This is a genomic window from Azoarcus indigens, from assembly GCF_004361735.1.
GTDB classification, from domain to species: Bacteria; Pseudomonadota; Gammaproteobacteria; order Burkholderiales; family Rhodocyclaceae; genus Azoarcus; species Azoarcus indigens.
The window spans coordinates 121,265-134,618 of sequence record NZ_SNVV01000003.1 but is presented as its reverse complement, the minus strand read 5'-3'; the positions used below and the strand labels follow the sequence as shown (position 1 = coordinate 134,618).

12 protein-coding genes and 3 tRNA genes are annotated in these 13,354 nt (G+C 67.8%); 13 read left to right on the top strand and 2 right to left on the bottom strand.

Going from position 1 to position 13,354, the window contains the following annotated elements; all coding sequences use genetic code 11:
- The first annotated feature begins 3 nt into the window (after positions 1-3).
- The 7 genes from acpS to C7389_RS04950 all read left to right on the top strand — a co-directional run bounded on the left by acpS (position 4) and on the right by C7389_RS04950 (position 4,290).
- A complete protein-coding gene (gene acpS, locus C7389_RS04980) occupies positions 4-381 on the top strand; it encodes a holo-ACP synthase (protein ID WP_133588979.1) in 378 nt (125 codons plus the stop codon).
- A complete protein-coding gene (gene nagZ, locus C7389_RS04975; protein ID WP_133588977.1) occupies positions 378-1,490 on the top strand; it encodes a beta-N-acetylhexosaminidase in 1,113 nt (370 codons plus the stop codon). Before acpS ends, nagZ begins: the two co-directional genes overlap by 4 nt.
- A gap of 24 nt (positions 1,491-1,514) precedes the next feature.
- A complete protein-coding gene (gene uvrC / locus C7389_RS04970; RefSeq protein ID WP_133588975.1) occupies positions 1,515-3,332 on the top strand; it encodes an excinuclease ABC subunit UvrC in 1,818 nt (605 codons plus the stop codon).
- Positions 3,333-3,358: 26 nt separating this feature from the next.
- Entirely contained in the window at positions 3,359-3,934 is a 576-nt protein-coding gene (gene pgsA / locus C7389_RS04965) for a CDP-diacylglycerol--glycerol-3-phosphate 3-phosphatidyltransferase (RefSeq protein ID WP_133588973.1), read from the top strand.
- 47 nt (positions 3,935-3,981) lie between these two features.
- Positions 3,982-4,057 (top strand) — tRNA-Gly (locus C7389_RS04960).
- A gap of 72 nt (positions 4,058-4,129) precedes the next feature.
- Positions 4,130-4,203: transfer RNA gene (locus C7389_RS04955), tRNA-Cys, on the top strand.
- Positions 4,204-4,214: 11 nt separating this feature from the next.
- Positions 4,215-4,290: transfer RNA gene (locus C7389_RS04950), tRNA-Gly, on the top strand.
- 926 nt (positions 4,291-5,216) lie between these two features.
- Here the strand turns inward: C7389_RS04950 and C7389_RS04945 are convergent.
- A complete protein-coding gene (locus C7389_RS04945) occupies positions 5,217-5,822 on the bottom strand; it encodes a TetR/AcrR family transcriptional regulator (RefSeq protein WP_133588971.1) in 606 nt (201 codons plus the stop codon).
- 77 nt (positions 5,823-5,899) lie between these two features.
- On the opposite strand from C7389_RS04945, the gene C7389_RS04940 reads away from it, so the two are divergent.
- The 3 genes from C7389_RS04940 to C7389_RS04930 all read left to right on the top strand — a co-directional run bounded on the left by C7389_RS04940 (position 5,900) and on the right by C7389_RS04930 (position 8,360).
- On the top strand, positions 5,900-6,439 hold the full coding sequence (locus C7389_RS04940) for a DoxX family protein (RefSeq protein WP_162851673.1): 540 nt from the start codon (positions 5,900-5,902) through the stop codon (positions 6,437-6,439).
- The gene (locus C7389_RS04935) at positions 6,436-6,879 is read left to right on the top strand and encodes a DUF2214 family protein (protein WP_133588967.1); all 444 of its coding nucleotides are present in this window, start codon (positions 6,436-6,438) and stop codon (positions 6,877-6,879) included. Before C7389_RS04940 ends, C7389_RS04935 begins: the two co-directional genes overlap by 4 nt.
- A gap of 302 nt (positions 6,880-7,181) precedes the next feature.
- The gene (locus C7389_RS04930) at positions 7,182-8,360 is read left to right on the top strand and encodes an HPP family protein (RefSeq protein ID WP_133588965.1); all 1,179 of its coding nucleotides are present in this window, start codon (positions 7,182-7,184) and stop codon (positions 8,358-8,360) included.
- An 80-nt stretch (positions 8,361-8,440) separates the two neighbouring features.
- Here the strand turns inward: C7389_RS04930 and C7389_RS04925 are convergent, their stop codons facing one another.
- Positions 8,441-9,520, bottom strand: coding sequence for an AraC family transcriptional regulator (locus tag C7389_RS04925; protein ID WP_246034634.1), 1,080 nt, complete (start codon positions 9,518-9,520; stop codon positions 8,441-8,443).
- A gap of 147 nt (positions 9,521-9,667) precedes the next feature.
- Between C7389_RS04925 and C7389_RS04920 the strand changes: the two genes are divergently transcribed.
- The 3 genes from C7389_RS04920 to C7389_RS04910 all read left to right on the top strand — a co-directional run bounded on the left by C7389_RS04920 (position 9,668) and on the right by C7389_RS04910 (position 13,354).
- Positions 9,668-10,846 (top strand): isovaleryl-CoA dehydrogenase, encoded by a 1,179-nt coding sequence (locus C7389_RS04920; RefSeq protein WP_133588963.1) that lies wholly within the window; start codon positions 9,668-9,670, stop codon positions 10,844-10,846.
- 90 nt (positions 10,847-10,936) lie between these two features.
- Positions 10,937-12,544 carry a carboxyl transferase domain-containing protein gene (locus tag C7389_RS04915; RefSeq protein WP_133588961.1) on the top strand — a complete coding sequence of 536 codons (1,608 nt, stop codon included), beginning with the start codon at positions 10,937-10,939 and terminating at the stop codon, positions 12,542-12,544.
- A gap of 9 nt (positions 12,545-12,553) precedes the next feature.
- Entirely contained in the window at positions 12,554-13,354 is an 801-nt protein-coding gene (locus C7389_RS04910; RefSeq protein ID WP_133588959.1) for an enoyl-CoA hydratase/isomerase family protein, read from the top strand.

Sequence of the window (13,354 nt, the reverse complement as noted above, 5' to 3'; positions counted from 1 at the left end):
GCCATGATCCACGGCATCGGTACCGACATCGTCAAGGTGGAACGCTTGCGCCAGTCACTGGAGCGCCATGGCGAGCGTTTTGCCATGCGTATTCTCGCCGAGAGCGAGCGGGAGGCATGGCGTGCCAGCGGCGATCAGGCGCGCCTGCTGGCCAAGCGCTTCGCCGCCAAGGAGGCCTTCGGCAAAGCGCTGGGGACGGGCGTCGCAGTGCCGGCCACGCTGCACGCCGTGGCGGTAGATCACGATGCGCTGGGCAAGCCACTGTTCCGCTATGGCGAGCAGCTTGCCCGCCACATGGATGAGCACGGCCTGAGCGCCCACCTGAGCCTGAGCGACGAAGCCGAGTATGTGGTGGCTTTTGCGGTGATAGAGCGGAAATGAACACAAACGCCAGTTCCGAAACCAGCCGCCTGCCGCGCGGCCCGCTAATGGTCGATGTCGCCGGGCTGGTGCTCACCGACGCAGAGCGGACGCGACTGCGCCATCCGCTGGTCGGCGGGGTGATCCTGTTCGCCCGCAATTTCTCCGACTCGGCCCAACTGAAGGCGCTTGCCGCCGAGATCCACGCCCTGCGTCAGCCCGCCCTCCCCATTGCGGTCGATCACGAAGGCGGCCGGGTGCAGCGCTTCAAGGAGGACGGATTCACCCGGCTGCCGGCGATGCGATCCCTTGGCCTGTTGTGGAATGTAGATCGCCAGGCGGCACGGAAAAGTGCGCAAGCCGCCGGCTATGTGCTGGCCGCCGATCTGCTCGCCCACGGCATCGATCTCAGTTTTGCCCCGGTACTGGACCTGGACTACGGCGTGAGCCGCGCCATTGGCAACCGCGCCTTTCATGGTGATGCCGCAGTGACGGCCGAGTTGGCCGGCGCGGTGGCCAGGGGCATGGCGGCGGCGGGCATGGGCGCGGTGGGCAAGCACTTCCCCGGGCATGGTTTCGTCGAGGCGGACTCGCATCATGAGATTCCGGTCGACTCCCGCGGCTTCGACGCGCTTTGGGAAGCGGACATCGCCCCGTATCGCGGCCCCTTGGGATCGCAACTCACCGGCGTGATGCCGGCGCATGTGATCTATCCCGCGGTCGCTCCCGAACCCGCCGGTTTCTCGCATTACTGGCTGCAGGAGGTCCTGCGCAAGCGGGTGGGCTTCGGTGGGCTGGTGTTCAGCGATGACCTGAACATGGAAGGTGCGGCATGGGCGGGTGACATCGTCGGCCGGGCGGAAGCGGCCTGGCAGGCCGGCTGCGACATGCTGCTGGTGTGTAACCGCCCCGAAGTCACGGACGATCTGCTGGCGCGCTGGCAACCGACGCCGCGGCCCGACGCGCTCGCCCGCATTGCTGCGCTGGATTGTCCCGCCCTTGCCGCGCCCGACCGCAGGGCGGAAGACGCCGCTTATCGTGAGGCATGCCAGCGCCTGGCGAACCTGGACCCGCTGGACGCCGGCCCCGCGATGACCGCGGGCACCATCGGCGACAAGGCCGCCGGCTGAGCGCCCGCCGGCGCCGGACCCGCAATGAGCGATCAAGACAGCAGGCCACCCTTCGACGCACGCAGCTTCCTGAAGACGGTTCCGGAGGAGCCGGGCGTTTATCGCATGATAGGCGCCGAGGACAAGGTGCTCTACGTCGGCAAGGCGAAGAACCTGAAGCGGCGCGTCTCCAGCTACTTCCAGCGCACGCTTTCCAGTCCTCGTATCGCGATGATGGTCGCCCAGGTGCAGCGGGTGGACATCACCGCCACCCGCTCGGAGGCAGAAGCGCTGCTGCTTGAGAACAACCTCATCAAAAGCCTGGCGCCGCGTTACAACATCCTGTTCCGCGACGACAAGTCCTATCCCTACATCGAGTTGTCCGGCGACGAGTTTCCCCGCCTGGCCTACCACCGCGGTGCCTTCGCCCGCGGAGCCCGCTACTTCGGCCCCTTCCCGAACGCCTGGGCGGTGCGGGAGAGCATCCAACTGCTGCAGAAAACCTTCCAGCTCAGGACCTGTGAGAACTCCGTGTTCCAGAACCGCTCGCGGCCCTGCCTGCTGCAGCAGATCAAGCGCTGCACCGGTCCCTGTGTCGGTCTGATCGAGAAAGAGGCCTACCTCGCGGACGTGAAGTTGGCCGGGCGCTTCCTGGACGGGCAGGGCAGCGAAGTCATAGATGATCTCACCGCACGCATGCAGCGCGCCGCCGAAAACCTGGCCTTCGAAGAGGCGGCCGCCTGCCGCGACCAGATCCGCGTGCTGCAGGCGGTGCTGCATCGGCAGTTCGTGGACAGCCGCAAGGACGAGGATGTGGACGTGCTGGCCGCGGTCGAAGAAGACGGCCTGGTCTGCATCAATATCGCCATGGTTCGCGGCGGCCGCCACCTGGGCGACCGTCCGCAGTTTCCCAGCGGAGCCGTGGTATCGGGCGCGGAGGACGGCCTGCTCGCCTTCGTCGAGCAGCATTACGCGGAGCACCCGATGCCCGGCAAGATCCTGGTCAATCTGGGGTTGGAGCCGGTGCGGGAAACCCTGCTCGAGCTTTCCGAACGGCCGCCGGCAGCCACTGCGCCGCGTTTTGCCAGCGAGCGCGCCTGGATGGAGATGGCGGAGAAGAATGCCCGCCTGGCGGTACAGGCCAAGGCTCGCGATACCGGCCGGGCGGAGCAGCGCCTGGAGGCCTTGCGTGAGGCGCTGGACCTGGCCGATCCGCCGATGCGCATCGAGTGTTTCGATATCAGCCACACCATGGGCGAAGCGACCGTCGCCTCCTGCGTTGTGTGCGAGGCAGGAGCGATGAAGCGCTCCGAATACCGCCGCTACAACATCACCGGAATCACGCCGGGCGACGATTTCGCCGCCATGCGCCAAGTGCTGGAGCGCCGCTATGGCAAGGTGGCGGCGGGGGAGGGGATCTGCCCGGATCTCATCCTGATCGACGGCGGCCGGGGGCAGGTCTCCGCCGCCCGGGGGATCCTGGCGGAAGTCGGTCTGGAGGCTATCGCCATGGTTGGCGTCGCCAAAGGGGAAGGGCGCAAGGCCGGGCTGGAAACCCTCGTATTCCCGGACGAACGTGAGCCACTGGCGCTGGGCGGAGCGCACGCTGCCTTGCATCTGGTACAGGAGATCCGCGACGAGGCCCACCGCTTCGCCATCACCGGCCACCGAGCGAAACGCGGCAAGGCGAGGATAGGCTCGCGCCTGGAAGACATTCCCGGTGTCGGCCCGACCCGCCGGCGCAATCTGCTTGCAGCCTTCGGCGGGCTGGACGGCGTGAAGGCCGCGACGGTGGAGGATCTGTGCAGGGTGGAGGGCGTCAGCCGAAAGATGGCTGAGCAGATATACTCCGCGCTGCATTGAAGATAGCGACCCGCTTCGCGCCGCGCATGTCACTCAATATCCCCAATACCCTCACCTGGATGAGAATCGCCCTCATCCCCTTGTTTGTAGGCATCTTCTATCTGCCGGATGGCTGGATGACGGTGCTGCAACAGAATCAGCTCGCCACGCTGATCTTCATCATTGCCGCGGTCACCGATTGGTTCGATGGCTATCTGGCCCGTGCGCTGGGCCAGACTTCGGCCTTCGGCGCCTTCCTCGATCCGGTGGCCGACAAGTTGATGGTAGCCGCCGCGCTGATCCTGCTGGTCCAGCTGGCACGGGTGGACGCCATCATCGCGGTGGTCATCATCGGCCGCGAGATCACCATCTCCGCGCTGCGCGAGTGGATGGCGAGGGTGGGGGAATCCTCCAGCGTGGCGGTGGCTTATGTCGGCAAGTTGAAGACGGCGGCGCAGATGACAGCCATCCCGCTGCTGCTATACAATGCGCCCCTTCTGTCGATCGACCTTAGGTTTATCGGTGGAGTGCTGATCTACGTTGCGGCGGTCCTGACCCTCTGGTCCATGGGGTACTACCTGCACCGCGCAATGCCCCGGTTGGCGCGCCACGGCGATAAATAAAAAGTTGACAGGTAAAAAAGACTGTCTATAATGGCGGTCTTTCCCGAGCGGGAATAGCTCAGTTGGTAGAGCGCAACCTTGCCAAGGTTGAGGTCGCGAGTTCGAGACTCGTTTCCCGCTCCAAAGATTTGCGGATCAGATCCAGGTCTGGTCCAGAGGCTCCCGGATACGGGGACAGCCGGCCGAAACGGGTACGGCGCGATGGCAGAGTGGTTATGCAGCGGCCTGCAAAGCCGTGTACATCGGTTCGATTCCGGTTCGCGCCTCCAGTGGAAAAAATGCGGGAATAGCTCAGTTGGTAGAGCGCAACCTTGCCAAGGTTGAGGTCGCGAGTTCGAGACTCGTTTCCCGCTCCATACATGGACCGCAGAGATCTAATCTGTGAGTCTTCGAAGAAAGGGGCGCAAGCCCCTTTCTTATTTCTAGCGCCCACTTTCGCCTTTGAGCGTACCGCGCTGGCCAAGGAGCAGCGGCAGGTTCTTCCACTGCCCGGCGTCGCTCACCGCCGCTTGCCGCCTCTGCCCTAGAACGGCGGTCTTGGGGCATGTCCCCGCTGCGGCCCCGATTTTTCCCCTCGTAAAACCGTTCGGCTATGGAGGCTCCGGCCGACGAATCGCCACCTGCGGTCCGCATCGGCGTGCTGGCCTTTCTCGGTGTCGATGCCTCCGGGAGAGTTGCCCCCCCTTGCTGGATTAGCGCCAGCGCAGCCTGCCGGGCTAGCGCTTCAGCCTGGTGCAGTTGAACCACCACGGCCTGGAGCGGGTGGTGACTGCCGGCGAGTTGAAGTTTGTCATCGCCAATCCTGCCATTACGTCGGACTCGAACCCCGCCATGGCGCCAGCCTGGTGCTGACGCAGGATTGCGACGACGCCCCTCGCAACCGAGCGCGACCTTGCCGGCTTGCTCCCAGTCGGACTACGGATGGAAGGGGTGCTGGCGGCGGAGCGTGGCGATGCGAATCGCCGGCATCCTGCGCGCCTGCGTGCGTGGGACGGGCAGACGCGTTTCGTGTGGTCGGTGCACGCAGCGAGCCTGACAGGAGCGCCACCGGTTCCCTGCCGACATGGGCCCGAGCGTGGGGAAACGCCGGCGGCGAAAGTAGTCAGGATGGCTACAGGATGCACCGGCGGGCCCGACGATTCTTCAGCCCGGGCAAGCGCCTAGACGCAGCCTTATCTTCTCCTCGGCACATCTTCCCGGGCGGGAAGATGCATCCCCCATTGCCGAAGGGCCGCCCGTGACACCATACGCAGGCCGCAGACAAGGGGCTCACCGCTCACTCTCATTTCCTGGCCAGGCCATCCAGAAATACCGCCAGCGCCTCTTCGGCGCTGAGCAGTGCGGTTTCCAGTTCCTGGCTCGAGTGGGCGAGCCGGGTGAGGCTGGGCAGGGTGGCGAGGCCGTGCACCATGGCCCAGCAGGCTCGCGACAACTGGAAGGTATCGCCGGCGCGGAACACCCCCGCGGCCTGGCCCGCGCCCACTAGTCCCTCGAGGAAGGCGAACAGTCCGAAGCCCGCCGCCCGCAGGGTTTCGCTGGCCTGCGGCGCCTCCATCGAGCTGAACATGTGCGCCAGCCGGCGGGGCGCGCTGAGGCCGAAGCGCACATAGGCCATTCCACTGGCCTGCAGGCGGCTTCTCGGCTCCGCAGGGGCAGAGGCGGCACCTTGCCGGGTGAGTTCCAGCAACTCGGAAAAGCTCTCGGTGGCGACGACATCCAGCAGGGCCTTCTTGTCGGCGAAGTGGCGATAGGCCGCGGTGTGGGAGACGCCCACCGCTTTCGCCATCTCCCGCATCGACAGTCCGTCGAAGCCGGTGTGCTCCATCTGCTCGCGGGCGTATGCGACTAAGGCCGCCTTCAAGTCACCGTGGTGGTAGGGACTGCTCATCGAATCATACCTTTATGTTGACACCGTTAACATCCAGGAGTAAAAATGTTTCCATTGTAAACACGTTGGAGTCTTCCATGAGCTTTCTCATCCTGATCTCGTTGGCGTCCGGGTTCTCCTGGACGCTTGCCCGCCTGGCCGGAGGGGCGCTCGACCTCCGTGGGGCAATGCGCTGGGGGCTGGCCCTGGGTTTCCTCTTCACCGGCTGCGATCACTTCCTCAACGCGGCCACCCGATATGCACCCATGATCCCGGACGCCCTGGCAGATTACGCGATGGCGCTGGTCTACTTCACCGGCCTCGCCGAGATCGCGGGCGCCATCGGTCTGCTGCTGCCGGGGGCACTCCTTGCCCGGCTGGGTCTGCCTGGGCTGCGGCGGCAGGCGGGTATCTGGCTGGCCGTCATGCTGGTCTGCGTGGTGGCGGCGAACATCAACGTGGCGCTCAAGGGACAGACGGTGAGCGGGCTGGAGTTCGGCGCATGGTACTTCTGGATACGGCCACTCTTCCAACCGCTCTTCATTGCCTGGGCATTGTATTGCGTGGGGGCCAGGCCCTTCGCGGTGCCGGCAGAGCAGGCTGGCGGCAGCGCGGCCGAAGCGAGGGTGCAGGCATGAATCCTTACTTGCCCGATGCCTTGCTCGCCTCCGCGCATCACCTTCTGGCCTTCGCGCTGGCAGCACTGCTGTTCGCAGAATGGGTGGTGGCCGGCCAGCCGCCGGACCGCCGCCTCGTCACCTTACTGGCACGGCTGGACATGAGCTACGGCGCGGTGGCGGGTTTGCTGCTGCTGGCCGGCGGCGCCCGGCTGCTGTGGGGCGCGAAGGGTTGGGCCTACTACCTGGGCAGCCATGTCTTCTGGGCGAAGCTGGCCTGCTTCCTGGCGATCGGGCTGCTGTCGCTCAAGCCCACCCTGCGCATCCTCCGCTGGCGTCGGCGCGCGGAGCCGCCCGCCAGCGGGGAATTGCAGGCGCTGCGAGGATGGATGATGGCGCAGCTGATCCTGATCCCGCCCATCCTGCTGTGCGCGAGCCTGGTAGCGCGCGGCCTCGGCTGAGGTAGCCGCCGCGGTTCGGGGCAAGGCTTCATCAGACCCTCGGGCCGCCGGCTAGCCTCCCTCGGGATTGTTCTCGATCGGAAGGCCGGCTGGAGCGGTACATTGTGCCGCGCCCCGGCCCTAGAACACGACGCGGCCCACGCGCCGGAAAGCCACCTCCCCACAGCCTCTCTACAAGCTAGAATCCAGCCTCCGCAAAGGCGCGGAAATCCGCAGGCAATGCCGCTCGCAGTGGGGACCGACCGGTCCTCCTTGTTCGTAAGGTCCGCCCGTCAGACGACGTGGCGGGGCAGTGGGTTGCCATGTCAGAGATTCCAAGCACGACCTTCCTCCAGCGCCTTCGCGCCGCCTTTCTCGCCAGCGCGAAGGCGCTCTGGCCCAAGCCTTTTTCCATCGACTACCGGGAACGCCTGCGCGCCAGTTGCGGCGCGGCGCTTGGGATCCTCGTCGCCGCGCTCGGCGGAATATGGCTGGCGCACGGCAGTGGCGACGCCGGCCGCGGGGCGCTGGCGGCGGCGCTGGTCGCGCCACTGGGCGCGAGTGCGGTGCTGGTGTTCGCCGTGCCAGCGAGCCCGCTCGCCCAGCCTTGGCCGGTGATAGGCGGCAATACCCTGTCGGCCCTGGTCGGCATCGCTTGCGCCCGCTGGATCCCGGACGCGGCTTTCGCCGCAGCGCTGGCGGTGGGAGTGGCGATCGCGTTGATGCTCGCCCTGCGCTGCCTGCATCCGCCCGGCGGGGCTTCGGCCTTGCTGATGGTGCTGATCAACTGCCATGACTTCGGTTTCGCCCTGGAGCCGGTATTGCTGGACTCCGCCCTGCTGGTTGCGGCGGGGTTGCTCTACAACAACCTCACCCGGCGGCGCTGGCCTCATGTGGAGCGTGCCGTGGCTGCGGAGCCCGAGAGCGGCCATCTTCGGCGCCTCGACCTGGACGCGGCGCTGGCGCGCTACAACCAGATCCTGGACGTCAGCCGCGACGACCTGGAGGCGCTGCTGGAAGAGGCCGAGGCTGCCGCCTACCAACGCACCCTGGGCGACCTGCGCTGTGGCCAGGCGATGACGCCGGCGCCCGTCACCGCGCGGGCGGACATGTCGCTGCGGCAGGCCTGGGGGCTGATGCGCAGCCACAAGGTCAAGGCCCTGCCGGTAATCGACAACCAGCACCACCTGGTAGGTATCGTGACGGTGGCCGACTTCATGCGGCAGGTGGACCTGGACGCCCACGAGGGCCTGACCCATAGGCTGCGGGCCTTATTCCGCCAGGCCAAGAGCCGGCTGCAGCCGGCGGCGCACACGGTGGGCCAGATCATGAGCCGGCAGGTGCGGGTCTCCAGCACTGACCGTCTGCTCATCGACCTGGTACCGGTGTTCTCCGAGGGCGGCCACCGCCATATCCCCATCATCGACGGACAGCGCCGGCTGGTGGGCATCATCACTCAGTCCGACCTGATCAAGACCCTGTACGCAGCGGTGCGCACGTAGCGTGCCGAGATAGTTGGTTGTCGCAGCGTTCTCCCCTCTCCCCCTGCGCGGGGAAGAGGGGGAAAGCCCGCGGCTTTCACTTACCCGCTCCCGTCCCGATAGGCCAGCGGCGATTTTCCGCTCCACGAGCGGAAGGCGCGCGAAAAGCTCTTCTCATTGTTGAAGCCGGCCGCGAGCGCGATCTGCTTCACCGGCCGCCGGCTGCGGGTCAGCAGTTCGGCGGCGATGGCGAAGCGTACCTCGTCCTTCAACTGCTGCAGCGAGGCGCCTTCCTCCCGCAACTGGCGGTGCAGCGTGCGACTGGAGAGGTTGAGGCGGCTGGCGATGGCTTCGGCGGTGAGTCCCTGACTGCCGAGGTCGGCGGTCTGCGCCCGCAGGGCTTCGCGCACACGCTGCACCAGCAGGCGATCGCGGCGGTACTGCAGCACGGTGAGCGGCAGGGCGCGCTTCAGCATCAGGTCCAGCGCGCGGGAGTCGCGGCGCAGCGGCAGCGCAAGGTAATCGGCGTCGAAGCTCACCCAGGCGCAGGCCTGGTCGAAGCGCACCGGGCAAGAGAAGAGCAGGGGATAGACCCCGGCATGCGCCGGCGGCGAGAAGGGAAGGCCCGCGCCCTGCAGCACGATGCGGGAGTCCACCGCCCAGCAGGCATAGCCCAGCAGGTAGCGCAGCAAGGCAAGGCTGCAGAACTCGCGCATGCCGGCGCTGAGGCCGGGCGGCTCGGCAGTCCTGTGCAGGCTGAGGGTGGCGCGGCCATCGGCAGTCTCCAGCCGCATCGATACATCTTCGGTAAGCAGGCGGTGATGGCGGCACCAGCGCCGGATCGCCAGCCCGAGGTCGGCCGCGCCCAGCGAGGCGCGGCACAGCATGCCGTAGCTGCCCCAGGGCAGGCGGCGCGAGAACCAGCCCAGCGCTTCGTCGTCCAGCTCCTGCATCGCGGCGGCGGACATCAACTCCAGCTGCAGTGCGGTGACGCACGCTTCCTCCTGCTGCAGTTGCTGCGGCGCGATATGTGCCAGTGTGAGCGCCTTTGCCGGAGACAGGCCACGCAGCCGGTAGGCGTCGGCGATGGCGCATATGAAGGCCATGGGCGTGGCGGCCACGCCCAGCCTCGGGTCCTGGGCGAGCGGCGGGGGCGGCGAGCGGGGGGCGGTATCCATCATCCGCCGCATGCTAGACCGGCTGGCACGATTTGCAACCTCTTTGGCCCTGCGCGCGGCCTGCGTGCGACTAGGCTGCGAGCATGGTCCGCCGCCACGCGCAAGCGCTTGCAGGCGAGGCCCTCGCACCGGAACGAGGAGGAGAGCGCGATGCAGATTCCCAGCCTGGACTTCCAGCTCGGCGACACGGTGGAGGCGCTGCGCGACAGCGTGCGGCGCTTCGCCGCCGAAGAGATTGCGCCGCGTGCGGCCGAGATCGACCGCGAGAACCGCTTCCCCGCCGACCTCTGGCGCAAGCTCGGCAGCCTGGGGCTGCACGGCATCACCGCCGAGGAGGCGTACGGCGGCGCCGGGCTGGGCTACCTCGCGCACGTCGTGGCGCTGGAGGAGGTGTCGCGCGCCTCGGCCGCGGTGGGCCTGTCCTACGGCGCCCACTCCAATCTGTGCATCAACCAGATCCGCCGCAACGGCAGCGAGGCCCAGAAGCGCCGCTACCTGCCGGGGCTGATTGCCGGCGAGCAGGTCGGCGCGCTGGCGATGTCCGAGCCGGGCGCCGGCTCGGACGTGATGGCGATGCAGCTGCGCGCCGACAGGGTCGGCGACCGCTACCGCCTCAACGGCAGCAAGATGTGGATCACCAATGGCGGCGACGCCGACGTCCTGGTCGTTTATGCCCGCAGCGATGACGCCGGCGCCACCGGCAAGGCCGGCCTCACCGCCTTCATCGTCGAGCAGGGCATGAAGGGCTTCAGCCACGGTAAGCACCTGGACAAGCTGGGCATGCGCGGCTCCAACACCTATCCGCTGTTCTTCGACGATGTGGAAGTGCCAGACGAGAACGTGCTCGGCGGCGTCGGCCAGGGCGCCCGGGTGCTGATGAGCGGCCTGGACTACGAACGCGCGGTGCTGTGCGGCGGCCCGCTGGGCATCATGGCCGCCTGCATGGACGTGGTGCTGCCCTATCTCCATGAGCGCAAGCAGTTCGGCCAACCGATAGGCGAGTTCCAGCTGATGCAGGGCAAGCTCGCCGACATGTACTCCACCTGGATGGCGACCCGTGCCTACGTCTACGCGGTCGGCCGCGCCTGCGACAGCGCGGCGCATGCCCGCACGCTGCGCAAGGACGCCGCCGGCGCCATCCTGTACGCGGCGGAGAAGGCCACCTGGATGGCGGGCGAGGCCATCCAGGCCCTGGGCGGCGTCGGCTACACCAACGAGTATCCGGTGGGCCGCCTGTGGCGCGACGCCAAGCTGTACGAGATCGGCGCCGGCACGAGCGAGATCCGGCGGATGCTGATCGGCCGCGAGCTGTTCGCGGAGACGGCCTGAGATGCGGATGCAGCCGATGCGACTATCAGGGGCGAGGCTGCCGGACTGCTGCGGCCGCGCTACGGCCGCGGCAGTAACGGGGGGCCGCGCATGAGCGTCATCAAATCCGCAATCGACGTCCGCAGCGCAGCCTTCCAGGCCAACGCCGCCGCGCTGCGCCAACTGGTGGACGATCTCCGCGCCAGGGTGGCCGAGGTGTCGTTGGGCGGCGGCGAAGCCGCGCGGGCCCGCCACACCGCCCGCGGCAAGCTGCTGCCGCGGGACCGTGTGGAGCAACTGCTGGACCCCGGCTCGGCCTTCCTGGAGATCGGCCAGCTCGCCGCCCATGGCATGTACGACGGCGAGGCGCCAGCCGCCGGCCTCATTGCCGGCGTCGGGCGGGTGGAGGATGTGGAGTGCATGGTCATCGCCAACGACGCCACGGTGAAGGGCGGCACCTATTACCCGATGACGGTGAAGAAGCACCTGCGGGCGCAGGAGATCGCCCAGCAGAACCAGCTGCCTTGCCTCTACCTGGTGGACTCCGGCGGCGCCTTCCTGCCCAGGCAGGACGAGGTCTTCCCCGACCGCGAGCACTTCGGCCGCATCTTCTACAACCAGGCCACCATGTCCGCCAGCGGCATCCCGCAGATCGCGGTGGTGATGGGCTCCTGCACCGCCGGCGGCGCCTATGTGCCGGCGATGTCGGACGAAACCGTGATCGTCCGCGACCAAGGCACCATCTTCCTCGGCGGCCCGCCGCTGGTGAAGGCGGCCACCGGCGAGGTGGTGAGCGCGGAGGAGCTGGGCGGCGGCGATGTGCACACCCGGCTCTCCGGCGTCGCCGACCACCTGGCGGAGGACGACGCCCATGCGCTGCTGATCGCCCGCCGCATCGTCGCCAACCTCAACCGCCGCAAGCGGCCGGAGCTGGCCGTCGGCGAAGGCGAGGCGCCGCTGTACGACCCGGCGGAGATCTACGGCATCCTGCCCGCGGACAGCCGCAAGCCCTACGAGGTGCGCGAGATCATCGCCCGGGTGGTGGATGGCTCCCGCTTCGACGAGTTCAAGGCCCGCTACGGCAGCACGCTGGTCACCGGATTCGCCCGACTCTACGGCTGCCCTGTGGGCATCGTCGCCAACAACGGCATCCTGTTCGGCGAGTCGGCGCAGAAGGGCGCGCACTTCATTGAGTTGTGCGGCCAGCGCGGCATCCCGCTGCTCTTCCTGCAGAACATCACCGGCTTCATGGTCGGCCGCAAGTACGAGAACAGCGGCATCGCCAAGGACGGCGCCAAGATGGTGACGGCGGTGGCCACCGTGCAGGTCCCCAAGATCACCACCCTCATCGGCGGCAGCTTCGGCGCTGGCAACTACGGGATGTGCGGCCGCGCCTATTCGCCGCGCTTCCTGTGGATGTGGCCGAACGCGCGCATCAGCGTGATGGGCGGCGAACAGGCCGCCAGCGTGCTCGCCACCGTGCGCCGCGACGGCATCGCGGCCAAGGGCGGCGACTGGAGCGCGGAAGAGGAAGAGGCCTTCAAGGCGCCCATCCGCGCGCAGTACGAGGCCCAGGGCCATCCCTACTACGCCACTGCGCGACTGTGGGACGACGGCGTGATAGACCCGGCGCAGACGCGGCGCATCCTCGGCCTCAGCCTGTCCGCCGCGCTCAACGCACCGATTCCCGAAACCCGCTTCGGCGTGTTCCGGATGTAGGAGGCGCGCATGTACGAAACGCTGGAGATCGTGAGGGAAGGCGCCGTCGCCACCCTGTGGATGAACCGCCCCGAGGTGCACAACGCCTTCAACGCCCGCTTGATCGCCGAGCTGGACGCCGCCTGCCGCGCGCTGGAGGAGGACGAGGGCGTGCGCCTGCTGGTGCTCGCCGGCCGCGGCAAGAGCTTTTCCGCCGGTGCCGACCTCAACTGGATGAAAGCCGCCGGCCAGGCCAGCCCGGCGGACAACCTGGCGGACGCACGCAAACTCACCGGCATGCTGCGCACCCTGGCCGAGTTGCGCAAACCCACCCTCGCCCGGGTGCAGGGCGCGGCGCTGGGCGGCGGCATGGGGCTGGCGGCCGCCTGCGACATCTGCATTGCTGGCGAGAGCGCAATGTTCGCCACCTCGGAGGTGCGCCTCGGCATCATCCCGGCAGCGATCAGCCCCTACGTGATCCGCGCCATCGGCGAGCGTCAGGCCAGCCGCTACTTCCTCAGCGCGGAGCGGCTTCCGGCCGTGCAGGCAGCCCGGCTCGGGCTGGTCCATGAAGTGGTGGAGGATGCGGCGCTGGACGCCCGGGTAGCGGAGATCACCGCCGCTTTGCTGCAGGGCGGGCCGAAGGCGCAAGCGGCGGCCAAGGCGCTGATCCGCGCGGTGGCCAGGCGGGCGGTAGATGAGGCGGTGGCAGAGGACAGCGCCTGCCGCATCGCCGAACTGCGCACCACGCCGGAGGCGCAGGAAGGGCTGGCCGCCTTTCTCGCCAAGCGCCCGCCGAGTTGGGTGTCGAAGGGTGGGGCAGGAGAATGA

Excerpts from the sequence above, each read along its gene's own strand:
- acpS (WP_133588979.1), top strand. The coding sequence starts at position 4 with ATGATCCACGGCATCGGTACCGACATCGTCAAGGTGGAACGCTTGCGC.
- nagZ (WP_133588977.1), top strand. The coding sequence starts at position 378 with ATGAACACAAACGCCAGTTCCGAAACCAGCCGCCTGCCGCGCGGCCCG.
- uvrC (WP_133588975.1), top strand. The coding sequence starts at position 1,515 with ATGAGCGATCAAGACAGCAGGCCACCCTTCGACGCACGCAGCTTCCTG.
- pgsA (WP_133588973.1), top strand. The coding sequence starts at position 3,359 with ATGTCACTCAATATCCCCAATACCCTCACCTGGATGAGAATCGCCCTC.
- C7389_RS04945 (WP_133588971.1), bottom strand. The coding sequence starts at position 5,822 with ATGAGCAGTCCCTACCACCACGGTGACTTGAAGGCGGCCTTAGTCGCA.
- C7389_RS04940 (WP_162851673.1), top strand. The coding sequence starts at position 5,900 with ATGAGCTTTCTCATCCTGATCTCGTTGGCGTCCGGGTTCTCCTGGACG.
- C7389_RS04935 (WP_133588967.1), top strand. The coding sequence starts at position 6,436 with ATGAATCCTTACTTGCCCGATGCCTTGCTCGCCTCCGCGCATCACCTT.
- C7389_RS04930 (WP_133588965.1), top strand. The coding sequence starts at position 7,182 with ATGTCAGAGATTCCAAGCACGACCTTCCTCCAGCGCCTTCGCGCCGCC.
- C7389_RS04925 (WP_246034634.1), bottom strand. The coding sequence starts at position 9,520 with ATGATGGATACCGCCCCCCGCTCGCCGCCCCCGCCGCTCGCCCAGGAC.
- C7389_RS04920 (WP_133588963.1), top strand. The coding sequence starts at position 9,668 with ATGCAGATTCCCAGCCTGGACTTCCAGCTCGGCGACACGGTGGAGGCG.
- C7389_RS04915 (WP_133588961.1), top strand. The coding sequence starts at position 10,937 with ATGAGCGTCATCAAATCCGCAATCGACGTCCGCAGCGCAGCCTTCCAG.
- C7389_RS04910 (WP_133588959.1), top strand. The coding sequence starts at position 12,554 with ATGTACGAAACGCTGGAGATCGTGAGGGAAGGCGCCGTCGCCACCCTG.